We start from the raw sequence: 17,803 nt of genomic DNA, 5'->3' as shown, positions 1-17,803 counted from the left end.
AACATGAATGCATCTACCTAACACGTATGTAACCACTCTGAACACGGAGGAAACAGAGTGCCGCGCTCGCTTTCGCTCATGCTGGCCGTGCTCCTGACGGCCGGCGGCTGCGCGACGGCGGGCGAGGAGGGCGGCGGCGACACGGGTACGGGCGGAACCGGCCCCATCACGTTCGCCACCGGCCGCGACACGACGGCGTACCTGCAACCCCTGCTGGACCGCTGGAACCAGGCCCACCCGGCCGAGAAGGTGACGCTGCTGGAGCTGCCCGAGGCCGCCGACGAGCAACGTGCCCAGATGGTGGCCAACCTCCAGGCCCAGAGCAGCCGCTACGACGTGCTGGGGCTCGACGTGGTGTGGACTGCCGAGTTCGCGGAGAACGGCTGGATCATCCCCCTGGAGCGCGGGTTGTTCCCGCTCGACAGGTTCCTGCCGCCGGTCGTGGAGACGGCGATCTACAAGGACAAGCTCTGGGCCGTCCCGTACACCAGCAACGCGGGGCTGCTCTACTACCGGACCGACCTGGTCAAGAAGCCGCCGCGAACGTGGGCGGAGCTTCGGGAGCAGTCACGAGAGATCAAGAAAAAGCACAACATAGAAGGCTATGCCGGGCAGTTCCTCGCCTATGAGGGGCTGACCGTGAACTTCTCGGAGGCCGTGCAGTCGGCCGGCGGGCAGATTCTCAGCCGCGACGGCACTGAGGTGACACTCGACCCGGCCAAGGGCGAGGTCGCGCTGGACTTCCTGCTCCAGGGCCTGCGCGAGGGCTGGATCCCCGAGGAGTCGCTGAGCTACAAGGAAGAGGAGTCGCGCCTGGCCTTCCAGGAGGGCGAGCTGGCCTTCGCCCGCAACTGGCCCCACGCCTACGGCCCCGCCAAGGCGAAGCTGGGCGACAAGCTGGGCGTGACCCGGCTGCCCGGGCTCAACGGCCCGGGGTCCAGCACGCTGGGCGGCGCCAACCTGGCCATCAGCGCCTTCTCCAAGCACCAGCAGACCGCCCAGGAGTTCATCCGCTACTTCACGAGCCTGGAGAACGAGCGCAGGGTCCTCACCGAGGGTTCCTTCCCTCCCGTGTGGACCGAGCTCTACGACGATCCAGGCCTGATCAAGCGCTTCCCGTACCTGCCGGTGCTCAAGGAGAGCATCCTCGCCGCCAAGGCACGTCCGGTCAGCGCCAACTACAACCAGCTGAGCCTGGTGATCGCGAGCTCGGTCGCCAAGGCCCTCAGCACCCCCACCCCCGAGTCCGCCGACGACGTCGCGGTCTCCATGAAGTCCGAACTCGAAGAGATCATCAGAACCCAGTGAGGCATCCATGCGAAAAGCCAGAGCAGCAGCGATCCTGGCCGGGCTCGCGCTAGCGGTCGCCGCCTGCGGCAACGCACCGACGACGACGCAGCCCACCGCCACGGGGTCCGCGCCCGCGACCGCCGGCGCCAAGACCCTCGAGGGCGTGAAGCTCGAGGTCGCCGCCAAGTGGACCGGAGCCGAGCAGAAGAACTTCGAGCAAGTGCTCAAGGCGTTCTCCGACAAGACCGGCGCCCAGGTCACCTACGCCTCCACCGGTGAGGACACCGGCGCCTTCCTCGGCCCCCGCATCCAGGCCGGCAGCCCGCCGGACGTGGCCATCCTGCCGCAGCCGGGTCTGGTGCAGCAGTATGTCGAGCAGAAGGCGCTCAAGCCGCTCACCGACGCCGTCACCGCCGAGATCGACGCCAACTACACGCCGTACTGGAAGGAGCTCGGCTCCGCCGACGGCCAGGTCTACGGCGTGCTGATCAAGGCCGCGCACAAGTCGCTGGTCTGGTATCGGTCGCAGGCGTTCGACGACGCCGGCGTGCAGCCGGCGACGACCTGGGACGAGCTTGTCAAGAACGCCCAGACCATCGCCGACTCCGGCACGCCGCCGTTCTCGCTCTGCGGCGCCTCCGGCTGGACGCTGACCGACCTCTTCGAGAACGTCTATCTGTCCACCGCGGGCCCGGAGAACTACGACAAGCTCGCCAAGCACGAGATCCCGTGGACGGACCCGACCGTGACGACCGCGCTGGAGAAGATCCAGCAGATCGTCGGCAAGCAGGAGTTCCTGGTCGACGGGACGTCCGGCACGATGCAGACCGACTTCCCCACCTGCGTGAGCAAGGTCTACAGCACCAAGAAGTCCGCCATGGTCATCGAGGCCGACTTCGTGGCCGTCGAGGCCGTGCAGTCGGGCGCCAAGGTCGGCGAGGACGCGAAGTACTTCCCGTTCCCGAAGGCCGGTGACACGGCCCCGGTCGTGCTCGGCGGCGACGTCGCGGTGGCCATGAAGGACTCGCCCGGCGCCATGGCGCTGCTGCAGTTCCTGGCCTCCAAGGAAGGCGGCGAGATTTGGGCCAAGCTGCCCGGGTACCTGTCGCCCAACAAAAACGTCTCTCCCGACAACTACCCGGACGAGCTGACCAAGCAGCTCGGGCAGACGATCATCTCGGCCGGTGACGCCGTCCGTTATGACATGTCCGACCTCGCGCCCAGCGCGTTCGGCGGCACCGACGGCAAGGGCGAATGGAAGGTCCTGCAGGACTTCGTCCGCAAGCCGACCGACATCAAGGGCGCCCAGGAGGCGCTGGAAGCCGAGGCCAAGAAGGCCTGGAAGTAAAGAGGTAAGGCCGTGACCGAACGGTTGGACGGCCCGAAGGTCCCGCCCGCGGAAATCGCGGGCGGGGCCGCCACCGGACCGGCTGAAACCCCCCACATGCAACGACGCCTCGGCCCCTCGCCGGCGGTCGCGATCGCCTTCCTCCTCCCAGCGGCGCTGCTGCTGGGAATCTGGGTGGTCTACCCGATCGTCTACTCGCTCTTCCGCAGCCTGTTCGACGCGAACGGCACCGGCTTCGTCGGGCTGGGCAACTACACGACCATCTTCACCGACTCCGGCACGCTCACCACGATCCGCAACAACCTCATCTGGGTGGTCATCGCCCCGATCATCGTCACCACACTGGGACTGATCTTCGCGGTGCTGACCGAGCGCATCAGGTGGTCGACGGCGTTCAAGCTGATCGTGTTCATGCCGATGGCGGTCTCCCTGATGGCCGCCGGCGTGATCTTCCGTCTGGTGTACGAGGAGAACCCGGACAAGGGCCTGGCCAACGCGGTGCTGACGACCGTGCGCGACACGTTCTCCTCCTCCCAGGGTTATCCGGAGGCCCGCCCGCGCGAGGGCGCCCAGTCCCCGGTCGCCGCCCAGAACGGCGCGGTCGTCACCAAGCAGCCCGTCCAGGCGGGCCAGCAGGTGCTGATCCCGATCGTCGGCGTCAAGCCGGCCGTCATGCCGGCCGACGCGCGGCCGGCCCCGGAATCGGCGAGCGGCAGCGGGATCTTGGGCATCGTCTGGTTCGACTTCACGCCGGGAGGCGGCGGCCAGAGCGGCGCGGTGGACACCGGCGAGAAGGGCCTGCCCGGCATGACCGTCGAGGCGGTGCAGAACGGCAAGGTCGTCGCGACCACCGCGACCGACGACCAGGGCGCGTTCCGCTTCGCGGACCTGCCTGCGGGCTCCTACACGATCCGCCTGCCGCAGTCGAATTTCGAGGCCGCCTACGGCGGTCTGACCTGGCTCGGCCCGACGCTGATCACCCCGGCGATCATCGGCGCGTTCGTCTGGGTGTGGGCCGGCTTCGCCATGGTCCTGCTCGCGGCGGGGCTGGCGGCGATCCCCCGGGACGCGCTGGAAGCGGCCCGCATCGACGGCGCCACGGAGTGGCAGGTGTTCCGCAAGATCACCGTGCCGCTGCTGTCGCCGGTGCTCCTCGTCGTCTTCGTGACGATGATCATCAATACCTTGAAGGTGTTCGACCTGGTGTTCATCATCGCGCCGGCCTCGGTCCAGCCGCAGGCGAACGTGATCGCGCTGGAGATGTGGCGCGTGTCGTTCGGCGGCGGGAACAACCAGGGCATGGGCAGCGCGCTCGCCATACTCCTGCTGGTTCTGGTCCTTCCCTTCATGATCATGAACATCCGCCGGTTCAGGAGGGAGAACACATGACAGCCGCCACCGCTACGGCCCCGAAAGGGCTGGAATCGGGTGCGCCACGAAGGGGCGTGCTGAGCAAGATCGTGGACCGGCTCGGGAGCGGCGCCGTCCAGGTCGTCATGGTGGTGCTGGGCCTGTTCTGGCTGGTGCCGACGCTGGGCCTGCTGGTCGTCTCCATGCGGACCACCCAGGTCAACAACGCCGAGGGCTGGTGGACGGTCTTCACCAAGCCGGCCGAGCTGACCATCCAGAACTACCAGAACCTGCTGGGCAGCGGCTTCACGGCGTCCTTCTGGAACACCGTGCTGATCACGGTGCCGACCACGGTTCTGGTGATCGGCATCGCGGCGATGGCGGGATACGCGTTCGCGTGGATGGACTTCCCCGGGCGGGACACGGCCTTCCTCATCGTGGTCGGCCTGCTCATCGTGCCCATCCAGATCGCGCTGATCCCCGTCGCCACCCTCTACGGAAACGCCGGCATCTTCGGCTCGATCCCGGGGGTGGTGCTGTTCCACGTGGCATTCGGGCTCCCGTTCGCCATCTTCCTGTTGCGTAACTTCTTCGTCGGCATCCCGGCCTCGCTGCTGGAGGCGGCGCGCATGGACGGGGCCTCGGAGTGGAAGATCTTCGTGTCGGTGGTGTTCCCGCTGGGCAAGCCCGCCATCGCCTCGCTGGGCATCTTCCAGTTCCTGTGGGTGTGGAACGACATGCTCATCGCGCTGGTCTTCGCCGACACCGCCAACCAGCCGATGACCAAGTATCTGCAGTCTCAGATGCGGCAGTTCGGGTCGAACGTGGACATCCTCTCGTCCGGCGCGTTCCTGTCGCTGATCGTCCCGCTGATCATGTTCTTCGCGTTCCAGCGGTACTTCGTCCAGGGCATGATGGCCGGCTCGGTGAAGTGACGGCTTACGGGCGCCCGTCCATCGGGCGCCCGTAACGTCCGTTTTCGTCGTTCCGATGCCCCTTCATGAAGCGTCTTCTCGCTCTCACCGCAGCAGCCTTCATCTCCCTTCCCCTCTCCCCCGCTCTCGCGCACGACGGCACGCCCGGCGCGCCGGGCGCGGGCGACCCGTACTTCCCCGGCCAGGGGAACGGCGGCTACGACACCGGCCATTACGACCTCTCGCTGGACTACGACCCGTCATCCGGACGCCTCATCGGCGTGGCCGGGATCACGGCCCGGGCCACTCAGGCACTGAGCCGCTTCAATCTGGATCTCGTCAGCACTCTCTCGGTGCGATCGGTGACGGTGGACGGTCGGCCCGCAACGTTCACGCAGAGCGGCTCGGAGCTCGTGGTCACGCCCGCCAGGAGCCTGCACTCAGGCCGCGACTTCTCCGTCGTCGTCCGGTACGACGGCAAGGCCACGCACGTCATCGACCCCGACGGCTCGCTGGACGGGTGGATCAAGACGAGCGACGGCGTCTACAACGCCAACGAGCCCCAGGGCGCCATGACCTGGTACCCCGGCAACCACCACATGACCGACAAAGCCGGCTACCGGTTCACGGTGACCGTGCCGAGCTCTCGGGTTGCGGTGGCCAACGGGGATCTGGTGGCGAAGTGGCCGAAGGGCGAGCGCACCACCTACGTGTGGGACTCCCGTGAGCCGATGGCCAGTTACCTGGCCACGGTGTCGATCGGCAAGTTCGAGTTCGCCGACACCAGGATCGGCGGCTACCGCGTCACCACCGCCGTGGACCCCAAGCTGGCCGGCGACGCGAAGGGCTTCCCCGAGCGGCATCCGCCGGTGCTCGACTACTTCAGCTCGATCTTCGGCCCGTACCCGTTCTCGTCGACCGGCGGGATCGTCGATCACGCGCCGGAGGTCGGCTACGCGTTGGAGACCCAGACGCGGCCCGTCTACCCGCGGGTCCCCAGCGAGTCGCTGCTCGCGCACGAGCTGGCGCACCAGTGGTTCGGCAACTCGGTGACGCCGACGTTGTGGCGCGACATCTGGCTCAACGAGGGCTTCGCCGTCTACGCCGAGTGGCTCTGGCTGGACAAGCTCGGCACGCGTACCGTGCAGGCCTCCTTCGACGCGGCCTACGCCCCGGCGGCCGAGGACCAGTTCTGGCAGAGCCCGCCCGCCGACCCGGGCGGCCCGGAGAACCTCTTCCACGACCCCGTCTACGACCGCGGCGCGATGACCCTGCACATGTTACGGCGCGAGGTCGGTGACACGGCGTTCTTCGCGATCCTGCGTGCGTGGGCGAGCGACTACAAGTACGGCAACGCCGACACGGCCGCCTTCATCGCCCTGTCCGAGCGTGTGTCGGGCAAACAGCTCGACGCGCTCTTCGAGGCGTGGCTGTTCAAGCCGGGCAAACCGGCCCTGTGATCATTCTGGTACGGCGTGAACCGACGTTTCGGCCTCAAGCCGTACCAGACCTAGATAAGCTCATCGGCCATGGCCGGTCGTCCACTGAACGAAGTCGTCGAAGCCGGATGGGCCACAGCGCTTGAGCCCGTCGCCGAGCAGATCTCCCTGATGGGCGAGTTCCTGCGCAGGGAGATCGCTGAGGGGAGGCAATACCTTCCCGCGGGGGCCAACGTCCTGCGAGCGTTCAACCAGCCCTTCGACGAGGTCAAGGTGCTGATCGTGGGCCAGGACCCCTATCCGACGCCCGGCCACCCGGTCGGGCTGTCGTTCTCGGTGGCTCCGGACGTGCGGCCGCTGCCGGGCAGCCTGGTCAACATCTACAAGGAGATGGAGACCGACCTCGGCCTGCCGCGTCCTTCCAACGGCGACCTGACGCCGTGGGCGGAGCAGGGCGTGCTGCTGCTCAACAGGGTGCTCACCGTGATGCCGGGCAAGCCGGCCTCGCACCGGGGCAAGGGCTGGGAGCAGGTCACCGAGCAGGCCATCCGCGCGCTGGTGGCGCGGGCCAAGCCGATGGTGGCGATCCTGTGGGGCCGCGACGCGCGTAACCTCGCGCCGATGCTCGGCGACGTGCCGCGCATCGAGTCCGCCCACCCCTCCCCGCTGTCGGCACGCAGCGGATTCTTCGGCTCGCGGCCGTTCAGCCGGGCCAATGAGCTGCTCGCTCAGCAGGGCGCGGCGCCTGTGGAGTGGAAGCTCCCCTAGGTCACCGGCAGAGCACGCGCCGCATGACCCGCTCCAGGGTGGCGAGCGGGTCCGGGTCGGCGTCGGGAGAGCGCCACGCCACGTAACCGTCCGGCCGGACCAGGACGGCGCCGCCCCCGCTGACGCCGTACCGTTCCCGCCAGCATCCCTCCACGTCCACGAGTTCCTCGCCGATCAGCAGCCGCGTGAGCTGCATTCCGAGCCGCTCCTTGACCAGGCGCCCGGCGTCCGTCCACGCCTGGCCGTCCTGTTTGTCGGCCAGCAGGACGAAGCCGGAGCCGAACAGGTCGATGGTGGAGATGCGCTGGCCCTCCCAGTCGAGCACCACGTGCGGGGCGCGGCTGCCGGGGCGCCCGTTCGGCACGCGGGGATCCTCCAGGATGGAGCCGTCGTCGCCGGGTTCGTCCAGGATCGCCGAGGAGTGGTAGCGGTATCCGATGAGGGCGCCCACCGGGTCCTCCAGGGGCTCCGGGTAGCCGACGCGGGCCGCGGGAGGCATGCGTACACCGAGGTTGGCGAGCTGGGCGTCGGCCGTCAGCGTGCCGATGGGGCGGCGCTCGGCGTCGTAGGTGTCGAGGAAGCCGGGCCCGGCCTGCCCTGTGAGCACCAGCCAGAGCCGCCAGGCGATGTCGCAACCGTCCTGGAGTGCCGTGCTGCCGCCCTGCCCGCCGGTGGGCGGCATGGTGTGGGCCGCGTCCCCGGCGAAGAACACCCGCCCGGCCCGGTAGGTGTCGGCCAGCACGTGGGCCAGGGGGAAGGCCGTCTTGTCCAGGATCCGCACGTTCAGGTCGGGCCGGTCGGCAGCGATGCGGATCAGCTCGACGCAGCGCTCGTCGGGGAAGTCCGCCTCGCTCTCGCCCTCAGCGAGGTTGACGCCGAGCACGTGCGCCCCCACGCCGGTGCCGGTCAGGATCACGCCGGTGAAGACCTCGTTCTGCAGGTACCAGAGGGTGACCTCACGGTCGCGGACCAGGCCGGACAGGTCGGCGTCGAACATGATCGAGCACATCTGGACCAGCTCGCCCTTGCCTGAGGTCGGCACACCCAGGAGCCGCCGCAGCGGGCTCCGGTAGCCGTCGGCGGCCACGACGTAGTCGGCCCGCACCAGGCGCTCCTCGCCGGCGGTGCGGATCAGCGCCGTCACCCCGTCCGCATCCTGCTCCAGCGAGCGCAGCTCGGTGGAGAAACGCAGGTCGGCGCCCAGTTCGTCGGCCCGGTGGCGCAGCACGCGCTCGATCTCGGCCTGCGGCGCGCCGACCATCGCGGCGGGGGTGACGTCAGCCAGGAAGGCGAGCTCGTCACGCTCATCGCTCATGATCATGTGGGGGTTCGGGTCGGCCAGGCTCTTGGCGATCGCGATGCGCATGTTGTCGCCGATGCCGGCCCAGATGTCGCTCAGGGCCTCCTCGATGCCGGGCACGGGACGCAGCAACTCGACGGCTCGCGGACCGACGCCGAACGCCTTGGGCTGGACCGAGGTGCTCGGGTGCCGTTCGACCAGCATGACGGGCACGTCGCGCCAGGCCAGGAGCAGCGCGGCGCTCAACCCCGCATACCCGCCGCCGACCACGAGGACCGGCACTCGCTCATGCTCCATTGCTCTCCTCCTTCGAGAACGCGTACTATCGCGTCTGTCGGTCGAAGACACGATATGTCGCGTCGATCGCGAGAGTCAAGATATGTCGCGACTTGGCTGACGGGTATCCCCCGGTGTGTCAGTGGGGTGGGACTACTCGGACAGGTGGCGTTCCAAGGACTCGACCTTGGAGGTCATGCCGTCCGTGATCCCCGGCCGCACGTCGGCCTTGAGCACGAGGCTCACCCGGGGTGCGACCTCCGCCACCGCCTCCACGGCCCGCTTGATGACGTCCATGACCTCGTCCCACTCGCCCTCGATCGTGGTGAACATCGCGTCGGTCCGGTTGGGCAGACCGCTGGAGCGGACCACCTTGACGGCACGGGCGACGGGCTCGGCGACACCTTCGCCGACGCCCAGCGGGGTGATGGAGAATGCGACGATCACTGCGTGTCCCTTGCGGCTCGGCGTATGGGTTTCGATCTTAGCGAGCGACATGCGAAAAGCCACGACGTCTCTGAACGCCGTGGCCACCGCCCAAACCGCTCACGTGCTGGTCACACGTGGTGGTGCTCCTCCTCGTCCTCTTCCTCGCCGGGCCCCTCCGACGGCTCCACCCCGAGCACGGCCTCGCGCGGCTCGATCTCGGAGATGTGGTCGACCAGCGCCAGCACGTGGTCCGGCTCGATCAGCCACTGCAGCGCCGAAGCGCCGCTGTCGTCGGCGTTGACGAGCTCGGCCTGCTCCGTACGCTCCTCCTCGGTGAGGTCGGCGTCGGGGTGCCGGATCTCGGCCAGCGCCGCCGCCTGCAGCGCGTCGATGTCAAGCACCTCGACGGTCAGCTCGACCGTGAGACGCAGGAATTTCGGTTCATCACTCATGGCGACGATCGTAGTGGTGTCTCCGCTGCAAGGAGCCCCGGCTCAGGACGACCACGCATGGCGGGTCAGGAACCCGCGCTCGCCGGTGGCGTACTCCTGGAACGCCTGCCGCACCTCCTCCAGCTCCGGCACCACCGTGCGGACGAGCGTCCCTTCCTTGTACTCCAGCTCGTAGCCCGGCGAGACCTGCAGGAAGTGGCGGCCGAAGTTCACCAGGGCGACGAACGGGTTCTGCGGGGACAAGGTGGCCAGCACGTCGTGCACCAAGCCGAGGTCCGGATCGTGCAGCATCATCCCGTCCCCGGTGTGCAGCTGCATGCCCTCGTAGACGCCCAGCGGCGCCACGTTGTGGACGAGGTCGCGTTGAGGGTCGTAGCAGACCAGCCCGTGCGCCCGCGCGATCGTGAACACCTGCGCGGACGTCTCGTCCATCGTGTCCAGATCCATCGTCACCAGGACGTGCCCCGGATAGACCGTGACCTCCCCGGGCAGCTCCTTGGCGACGCCGGGCACGTCCCCGGCCACCGGCTCGGTCCGCTTGACCGCCAAGTAGGCGGCGCGGGCCTGGTCCCTGCTGATCGGCACTGGCTCGTCCCAGACCATCAACTCAACGCTCATCGGTCCATCTTGCCGAACCCGCTCTGCGACCGCGCGCCGCGGGGTCGGGTAAGCGGGTGACTACCTGGGTTTTTCCGACTCGGGCACCAGCTCGGAGGTGCACTGGGCGCAGCGCCGGGCCTCGGCGGGGATGTCGCTGAGGCACTCGGGACACTGCTTGGTCGCCGCCGCCTTGTCCCGGTCGAACACCCTGATCAGCCTGGTCATCGGGGCCACGATCAGCCAGTAGACGATGGCCGAGATGAGCAGGAAGCTGATCAGGTGGTTGAGGAAGTCGCCGTACTTGAACCGGCTGCCGTTGATCGTGAAGGAGTACTGGGCGAAGTCCGGCTGTCTGCCGCCGGTCACCGCGCCGATCAGCGGGGTGACCAGGTCGCTGACCAGCGCCTGCACCAGACCGCTGAACGTGGCGCCGACGATCACTGCCACGGCGAGCTCGACGATGTTGCCGCGCAATAAGAACTGCTTGAAACCGCTCATGACGCGCCACGTTGCCGGTGACCGGCGATGCAAACACTTCGGGACGGCTCAGCGGCGTTCAGCTGGAGTAACGAGGTGGTGAGCGTGGGAAAGAAGAAGGGGGTTCGGCAACGCCCGGGTTGTCCGGCTGAGCGGGGGGACAGAACATGGGGAGAGACCGCAAGGGAGCCTCGATGATCGAGATCTGGCCGGGAGACCCCTATCCGCTCGGAGCCACTTATGACGGGGCCGGAACCAATTTCTCGCTCTATACCGAGGTCGCGGACAATGTCGAGCTGTGCCTGTTCGACGAGGACAACGTCGAGTCGAGGGTGCCGCTCACCGAGGTGGACGGGTTCATCTGGCACGGCTACCTGCCGGGCATCGGCCCGGGCCAGCGGTACGGCTACCGGATCCACGGTCCGTACGACCCGGCGCGCGGGATGCGGTGCAACCCGGCCAAGGTGCTGCTCGACCCGTACGCCATGGCGATCGAGGGGGGCGTGACCTGGAACGAGGCGGTGTACGGCTACCGCTTCAGCCACCCCGACACCCGCAACGACCTGGACTCGGCCCCCTACGTGCCGCGTTCGGTGGTGATCAACCCGTTCTTCGGCTGGGGCCACGACCGGCCCCCCGCGACGCCGTACCACGACACCGTGATCTACGAGGCCCACGTGCGCGGGCTCACGATCAGCCACCCCAAGATCCCCAAGCACCTGCGCGGCACGTACGCGGCCCTGCACCACCCCGAGATCCTCGACCACCTCACCAAGCTCGGCGTGACGGCGCTGGAGCTCATGCCGGTGCACCAGTTCGTCACCGATCACATTCTCGAGCAGCGCGGCCTGTCCAACTACTGGGGCTACAACTCGATCGGGTTCTTCGCGCCGCACAACCGCTACTCCAGCCAGGGGCAGCGCGGCGGGCAGGTGCTGGAGTTCAAGGCCATGGTCAGAGGGCTGCACGAGGCCGGCATCGAGGTGATCCTGGACGTCGTCTACAACCACACCGCCGAGGGCAACCACCTGGGGCCGACGCTGGGGTTCCGGGGGATCGACAACATCAACTACTACCGGCTGGTCGACAACGACAAGCGCTACTACGTGGACACCACGGGCACGGGCAACAGCCTGCTCATGCGTTCCCCGCACGTGCTCCAGATGATCATGGACTCGCTGCGGTACTGGGTCATCGAGATGCATGTGGACGGGTTCCGCTTCGATCTGGCCTCGACGCTGGCCAGGGAGCTGCACGAGGTGGACCGGCTGAGCGCGTTCTTCGACCTGGTGCAGCAGGACCCCGTGTTGTCGCAGGTCAAGCTCATCGCCGAGCCATGGGACGTGGGCCCCGGCGGCTACCAGGTCGGCAACTTCCCGTCCCGGTGGACCGAGTGGAACGGGCGCTACCGCGACACCATCCGCGACCTGTGGCGGGGTCAGGCGGCCACGCTGCCCGAGTTCGGGTCGCGGTTCACCGGATCGAGCGACCTCTACCAGGACGACAGCCGCCGGCCCGCCGCCTCGATCAACTTCGTCACCTGCCACGACGGCTTCACCCTGCAGGACCTCGTCTCGTACAACAACAAGCACAACGAGGCCAACAAGGAGGGCAACCGCGACGGCACCGACGACAACAGGTCCTGGAACTGCGGCGAGGAAGGACCGGCGGGCATCGCCGTCGAATCGCTGCGTGAGCAGCAGAAACGTAACTTCCTCACCACGCTGTTCCTGTCCCAGGGCGTGCCGATGCTCTCCCACGGCGACGAGCTGGGCCGCACGCAGAAGGGCAACAACAACGGCTACTGCCAGGACAACGAGCTGACCTGGGTCGACTGGTCGGACGTGCGGGAGAACTGGTTGCTGCTGGAGTTCACGCAGAGCCTGGCGGCGCTGCGGAAGAAACATCCGGTGTTCCGGCGCAGGAGGTTCTTCTACGGCAAGCCGGTGCGCGGCCTGAACGACATCGCCTGGCTCACCCCCTCCGGGGAGGAGATGACCGACAGCGACTGGACAGTCGGGTACGCCAAGTCGCTGGCCGTCTTCCTCAACGGCGACGCCATCACCGAGCCGGACCGGCGCGGCCGGCCGATCCGGGACGACTCGTTCCTGGTGCTGTTCAACGCCCACTACGACACGATCAAGTTCACGATCCCCGAGGATTATGGCGAGATGTGGCACACGGAGATCGACACCGCCATGCCGATCATGCTCGACGCGCGGATGTGCCGTGGCGGCGAGGCGATCGCGGTGCCCGGCCGCAGCGTACGGGTGCTGCGTCGTGTCTAGGCCGGCGTCCACGTACCGGGTGCAGCTGACCCCGGACTTCGGCTTCGCCCAGGTGGCCGAGATCGCCGAATACCTGCGGGACCTCGGCGTGAGCCACGTCTACCTGTCGCCGATCCTGCAGGCCACGCCCGAGTCGCGGCACGGCTACGACGTCATCGACCACTCCAGGATCAGGGAGGAGTTCGGTGGGGCGAGCGGGTTCAGGGAGATGGCGCAGCAGCTGGCCGCGCACGACCTGAGCGTGGTCGTGGACATCGTGCCCAACCACATGAACACGGTGAACGCCCAGTTCTGGTCGGTCTTAAAGAACGGGCCGGACTCGCCGTACGCGAAGTGGTTCGACATCGAGTGGGTGGACGGGAAGGTGGCGCTGCCGGTCCTGGGGGACGACACGCCGCCTGTGGTCGATGGCGACGTGCTGCGCTACCACGAGCACGCCTTCCCCTATCCCGGGCACTACCGGCTGGTCGACTGGCGCGAAGGGCCCGGCTACCGGCGCTTCTTCGACGTGTCGACGCTGATCGGGCTGCGGGTGGAGGACCCGGCCGTGTTGTTCGCCACGCATGAGGTGATCTTCTGGCTGCTCGACGAGGGGCTGGTGGACGGGCTGCGGGTGGACCACCCGGACGGCCTGGCCGACCCGCGCGGCTACCTGGAGCGGCTACGTACCCGGGTCGGCGAGACGTGGACGGTCGTCGAGAAGATCCTCATCGGCCCCGAACGTCTTCCGGACGACTGGCCCTGCGACGGCACCACCGGCTACGACGTGCTCAACAGGGTCAACGGGCTCTTCGTCGACCCGGCGGGCAAGGAGCCGCTCGTCCGGCTCTTCACCGAGCTGACCGGGCAGCCGTCCGAGTACCGTCCGGTGATGGCCCAGGCCAAGCGGGAGGTCCTGGAGCTGTTCTTCGGCGCCGAGGTCAACCGGCTGGCCAAGAGCGCCTCCTGCGCGCCGGAGACGGTGCGGGAGCTGCTCGCCGCGATGCCGGTCTACCGCGCGTACGTGGTGCCCGGCGAGCCGCCGCCGCCCGAGTCCGTCGAGATCGTCGAGCTGGCCGCCGAGGCCTGCTCCCCCGCCGTGCAGCCCCTCGTCCGCGAGGTCCTGTACGGCTCCGCCGAGTCGATCGTGCGCTTCCAGCAGGCGTGCGGCCCCGTCATGGCCAAGGGTGTCGAGGACACGGCGCTCTACCGGTGGTATCCGCTGGCCTGCCTCAACGAGGTCGGCGGGGAGCCGGACGCGTTCGGAGTGACGGTGGAGGACTTCCACGACTTCTGCGCGGAGATGTTGCCGTACACGATGACCACGCTGTCCACGCACGACACCAAGCGGTCGGAGGACGTGCGGGCCCGGCTGTCGGTGTTGTCGGAAATGCCGGAGGAGTGGGCCGCGGCGGTGGCGCAGTGGTCGGCGGCCGTGCGCTTCGATCCGCACCTGGACTACCTGGCCTGGCAGAACCTCATGGCGGCCTGGCCGATCTCGGTCGAGCGGTTCACGGACTACCTGCTGAAGGCGGCGCGGGAGGCCAAGACCGCCATTTCCTGGATAAATCCGGATCCGGCTTATGAGCGGGGGTTGCGGGAGTTCGCGGAGGCCGCCGTCCGGCTGCCGATCGGCCAGTTCACCGAGCGCATCGAGCCCTTCGCGATGTCGAACTCGCTGGGCGCCAAGCTCGTGCAGCTCATGATGCCCGGGGTGCCCGACGTCTACCAGGGCAACGAGACGACCGACTTCTCGCTGGTCGATCCGGACAACCGGCGGCCGGTGACGTACCCGCGCAAACCCGAGACCTCGTGGGACGCGGCCAAGCTGCTGGTCACCACCCAGGCGCTGCGGCTGCGGCGGCGGCTCGGGGGCGCGGCACCGTACCTGCCGCTGTGGGCGGAGGGTGAGGCCGCGGAGCACGTGATCGCGTTCGCCCGCGGCGGCGATCACCACCCGCAGGCCGTCGCCGTGGCCACCCGGCTCCCGGTGCGCCTGGCCAGGACCGGCTGGGGCGGCACGACATTGACGTTGCCCGCGGGCACGTGGCGGGACCTGCTCACCGGCGGGCTCCACACCGGCCGCATCCCGCTGGCGCATCTGCTCGGTCAGTACCCGGTCTCACTCCTGGAGAGACATGATCTTTGAGGTCTGGGCGCCGAACGCCACGTCAGTCGAGGTGATGGTCATGGGCGGGCGCCGCCCGATGTCCCGCGGGGCGGATGGATGGTGGTCGGCCGAAGTGGCGGAGGCCGAGCACGGCGCCAGGTACGCCTTCATGGTCGACGACGACGGCCCGTACCCCGATCCGCGCACGCGGCGGCAGCCGGACGGCGTCTTCGGGACGAGCGCCGTCTACGACCACGCCCGTTTCACCTGGTCCGACCACGAATGGAAGGGCCGGGACCTGCGCGGGGCCGTGATCTACGAGCTGCACATCGGGACCTTCACGACCGAGGGGACGTTCCAGGCGGCGATCGAGCGGCTCGAGCACCTCGTCGAGCTGTGCGTGGACTTCGTGGAGATCATGCCGGTGGCGCCCGTTCCCGGCGGGCGGAACTGGGGGTACGACGGCGTGGACCTGTACGCCGTCAACGAGACCTACGGGGGACCCGACGGGCTCAAGTCGTTCGTGGACGCCTGCCACCGGGCCGGGATCGGCGTGATCCTGGACGTGGTCTACAACCACCTCGGACCGTCCGGGAACTTCCTGCACCCCTTCGGGCCGTACTTCGCCGGCTTCAAGGGGAGCTACTGGGGCGACGCGGTCAACCTGGACGGGCCGGGCTCCGACGAAGTACGTCGTTACTTCATCGGCAACGCGGTGCAGTGGTTGCGCGACTACCACATCGACGGGCTGCGGCTGGACGCCGTGCACGCGCTGCACGACCGGCGCGCCACCCACCTGCTGGCCGAGCTGGCGGCGGAGGTCGACGCGCTGGCCTGCGCGATCGGCCGGCCGCTGTCCCTGATCGCCGAGTCCGACCTCAACGATCCGCGCACGGTGCGGCCCCTGGAGGCGGGCGGGCTGGGGATGACGGCGCAGTGGAACGACGACGTGCACCACGCGCTGCACTGCGCGGTGAGCGGCGAGAGCCACGGCTACTACGCGGACTTCGCCGGCCTGCCGGCCCTGGCCAAGGTGCTGACCGGCGGCGTGCTGCACGACGGGTCGTACTCGACCTTCCGAGGACGCTCGCACGGCAGGTCCTTCACCGGCGTGCCCGGGCACCGGCTGGTGGCCTGCCTGCAGAACCACGACCAGATCGGCAACCGGCCGGCCGGCGACCGGCTGCCGATCCCGGCGCTCAAGCTCGGGGCCGGACTGCTGCTGACCTCGCCGTTCACGCCGATGTTGTTCATGGGCGAGGAATGGGGGGCGCGCACGCCGTTCCTGTTCTTCTCCGACCACGTGGAGCCCGCGCTGCGGGAGAGCGAGGGAGAGCGGAGGGAGCGGGAGTTCGACGGGTTCGGGTACGTGTGGGAGGCGCCCGACCCGTCGGAGGAGGAGACGTTCCTGCGTTCGAAGCTGGACTGGAGCGAGGTGAAGGAAGAGGCGCACTGGTCGTTGCTGTGCTGGTACCGCGACCTGATCGCGCTGCGCAAAGCGCTGCCCGAGCTGTCGGATCCGCGGCTGGAGCGGGTGCGGGTGGAGGTGGATCCGCTCGGGAAGTGGCTGCTCATGTGGCGGGGGACGCTGGCGGTGTGCGTGAACTTCGCGGCGGAGTCGGTGACGTTGCCGGTGACGGGTGGGACGGTGCTGCTCGCCTCCGACGAGCCTGTCTCAGCGGGCGCGGACGGGCTGCGGCTGCCCGGCCAGTCACTGGCGATCTGCCGCCCCGCGTCGCCGTGACGGTCCCCGCGGTCGGAGCCGCCGTGACCGTCACCGCGGTCACCTTGGTCGGAGCCGCCGTGACCGTCACCGCGGTCACCTTGGTCGGAGCCGCCGTGACCGTCACCGCGGTCACCGCGGTCGCAGCCTTTGCGCCACGTCCAGCCACAGGGTCACCTCAGAGGCGGTGAAGTGCCGGATGGCCCAATCCACCAGGCGCAGGCTCATGTGCGCCCAGCAGACCAGGGCCACGGTGTCGGGCACGTCCACGTGCAGGTCAGGCGCGCGGTGGGCGAGGTCGAAGCGGAGCGTGAACAGGTCGAAGTCCCCGTGACCGCGGGTGGCGCCGTCCCAGTCGATCACGCCGGTGACCGCCCCTGTCGCGTCCACCAGCACGTTCTCCGGGTGGAAGTCGGTGTGGACGAGGTCGTCACCCTCAAGGGTGTCCGGGAACGCCCGGCCGATCTCCTCCACTTGGTCGAGCAGGTGGCGGGTCCGGCTGTCGTAGGCGCGCAGTGATCCGTGCAGGCAGAAGCCCGGTCCGTCCTCGCGGAGGTAGAGCCGGAGTCCTGGCAGGTCGGAGCGTCCGGCCAGCAGACCGCGACACCGCCGGTTGATCTCGATCATGGACTGTATCGTCGCCGCGGTCGGGGTGTGGACAACGGTGCCGGGAAGCAGCTCCTGCACGACCACCGGGGGCTGGACCAGCTCATACTCGGGCGCTGGGATGCCCGCTGCGCGCGCCACCGACAACAGGTGGCGCACATCCGGGCCGCGGGTCAGGACGGATCGGTGGCCGTCGGGCCAGCGAATGTATGCGGCGCCGACCTGTCCGCCGGGGCAAGGGCCCTCGTAGACGAGCGGGACGGGAAGGTCGTGCAGGTACTGGTGGATGTCGAGGCGGGGCACTGGCGGCGGGATCGTCACTAGGTCCTCATGCGTCATCGGGATGCGGCGGGGCGAGGTCAGGTTCCCGGGGCGTCCTCACGTTACCGGAGTGGCACCGCCCCGTCCCAGGGCGAAGGCGACACGACGGGACTTTCGGCCACGCCACCTGAGC

General features: G+C 68.6%; 15 protein-coding genes. 9 read left to right on the top strand and 6 right to left on the bottom strand.

The features are described 5' to 3' along the window. Positions 1-57: 57 nt before the first annotated feature. The 6 genes from EDD27_RS52815 to EDD27_RS52790 all read left to right on the top strand — a co-directional run bounded on the left by EDD27_RS52815 (position 58) and on the right by EDD27_RS52790 (position 7,109). Positions 58-1,308, top strand: a complete 1,251-nt coding sequence (locus EDD27_RS52815; RefSeq protein WP_241564738.1) for an ABC transporter substrate-binding protein — start codon at positions 58-60, stop codon at positions 1,306-1,308. 7 nt (positions 1,309-1,315) lie between these two features. Continuing rightward, positions 1,316-2,638, top strand: coding sequence for an ABC transporter substrate-binding protein (locus tag EDD27_RS52810; RefSeq protein ID WP_127940200.1), 1,323 nt, complete (start codon positions 1,316-1,318; stop codon positions 2,636-2,638). A 12-nt stretch (positions 2,639-2,650) separates the two neighbouring features. Continuing rightward, on the top strand, positions 2,651-4,027 hold the full coding sequence (locus EDD27_RS52805) for an ABC transporter permease (RefSeq protein ID WP_421917188.1): 1,377 nt from the start codon (positions 2,651-2,653) through the stop codon (positions 4,025-4,027). Beyond that, on the top strand, positions 4,024-4,923 hold the full coding sequence (locus EDD27_RS52800) for a carbohydrate ABC transporter permease (RefSeq protein WP_127940199.1): 900 nt from the start codon (positions 4,024-4,026) through the stop codon (positions 4,921-4,923). Before EDD27_RS52805 ends, EDD27_RS52800 begins: the two co-directional genes overlap by 4 nt. 65 nt (positions 4,924-4,988) lie before the next feature. Then, positions 4,989-6,362 (top strand): M1 family metallopeptidase, encoded by a 1,374-nt coding sequence (locus tag EDD27_RS52795; protein ID WP_127940198.1) that lies wholly within the window; start codon positions 4,989-4,991, stop codon positions 6,360-6,362. 69 nt (positions 6,363-6,431) lie between these two features. Continuing rightward, positions 6,432-7,109, top strand: coding sequence for a uracil-DNA glycosylase (locus tag EDD27_RS52790; protein ID WP_127940197.1), 678 nt, complete (start codon positions 6,432-6,434; stop codon positions 7,107-7,109). Between the two features lies 1 nt (position 7,110). Here the strand turns inward: EDD27_RS52790 and EDD27_RS52785 are convergent, their stop codons facing one another. The 5 genes from EDD27_RS52785 to mscL form a co-directional block, all read right to left on the bottom strand. Next, positions 7,111-8,706 carry an FAD-dependent monooxygenase gene (locus EDD27_RS52785; RefSeq protein ID WP_127940196.1) on the bottom strand — a complete coding sequence of 532 codons (1,596 nt, stop codon included), beginning with the start codon at positions 8,704-8,706 and terminating at the stop codon, positions 7,111-7,113. A gap of 132 nt (positions 8,707-8,838) precedes the next feature. Further along, positions 8,839-9,132: an MTH1187 family thiamine-binding protein gene (locus tag EDD27_RS52780; RefSeq protein WP_127940195.1), complete on the bottom strand. Its 294-nt coding sequence runs from the start codon at positions 9,130-9,132 to the stop codon at positions 8,839-8,841. Between the two features lie 110 nt (positions 9,133-9,242). Beyond that, positions 9,243-9,566, bottom strand: a complete 324-nt coding sequence (locus tag EDD27_RS52775) for a hypothetical protein (protein ID WP_127940194.1) — start codon at positions 9,564-9,566, stop codon at positions 9,243-9,245. A 42-nt stretch (positions 9,567-9,608) separates the two neighbouring features. Continuing rightward, entirely contained in the window at positions 9,609-10,184 is a 576-nt protein-coding gene (locus tag EDD27_RS52770; RefSeq protein WP_241564737.1) for a hypothetical protein, read from the bottom strand. 60 nt (positions 10,185-10,244) lie between these two features. Then, complete coding sequence (mscL, locus tag EDD27_RS52765) at positions 10,245-10,664, bottom strand: large conductance mechanosensitive channel protein MscL (protein WP_127940193.1); 420 nt, start codon at positions 10,662-10,664, stop codon at positions 10,245-10,247. Positions 10,665-10,837: 173 nt separating this feature from the next. On the opposite strand from mscL, the gene glgX reads away from it, so the two are divergent. The 3 genes from glgX to treZ are packed head-to-tail and all read left to right on the top strand — an operon-like array spanning position 10,838 to position 16,764. After that, positions 10,838-12,931 (top strand): glycogen debranching protein GlgX, encoded by a 2,094-nt coding sequence (glgX, locus tag EDD27_RS52760; protein ID WP_127940192.1) that lies wholly within the window; start codon positions 10,838-10,840, stop codon positions 12,929-12,931. Continuing rightward, the gene (treY, locus tag EDD27_RS52755) at positions 12,924-15,059 is read left to right on the top strand and encodes a malto-oligosyltrehalose synthase (RefSeq protein ID WP_127940191.1); all 2,136 of its coding nucleotides are present in this window, start codon (positions 12,924-12,926) and stop codon (positions 15,057-15,059) included. The genes glgX and treY overlap by 8 nt, the downstream gene beginning before the upstream one ends. Beyond that, positions 15,049-16,764: a malto-oligosyltrehalose trehalohydrolase gene (treZ, locus tag EDD27_RS52750; RefSeq protein WP_127940190.1), complete on the top strand. Its 1,716-nt coding sequence runs from the start codon at positions 15,049-15,051 to the stop codon at positions 16,762-16,764. The genes treY and treZ overlap by 11 nt, the downstream gene beginning before the upstream one ends. A gap of 111 nt (positions 16,765-16,875) precedes the next feature. Here treZ and EDD27_RS52745 read toward each other — a convergent pair whose 3' ends face one another. Then, positions 16,876-17,670, bottom strand: coding sequence for a phosphotransferase family protein (locus EDD27_RS52745; protein WP_241564735.1), 795 nt, complete (start codon positions 17,668-17,670; stop codon positions 16,876-16,878). Positions 17,671-17,803 lie beyond the last annotated feature (133 nt).

The sequence above is a fragment of the Nonomuraea polychroma genome (genome assembly GCF_004011505.1).
In the GTDB taxonomy this organism is placed as follows: domain Bacteria; phylum Actinomycetota; class Actinomycetes; order Streptosporangiales; family Streptosporangiaceae; genus Nonomuraea; species Nonomuraea polychroma.
Note: the sequence above shows the minus strand (reverse complement) of the source record. Positions and strands in the feature narration are given on the sequence as shown.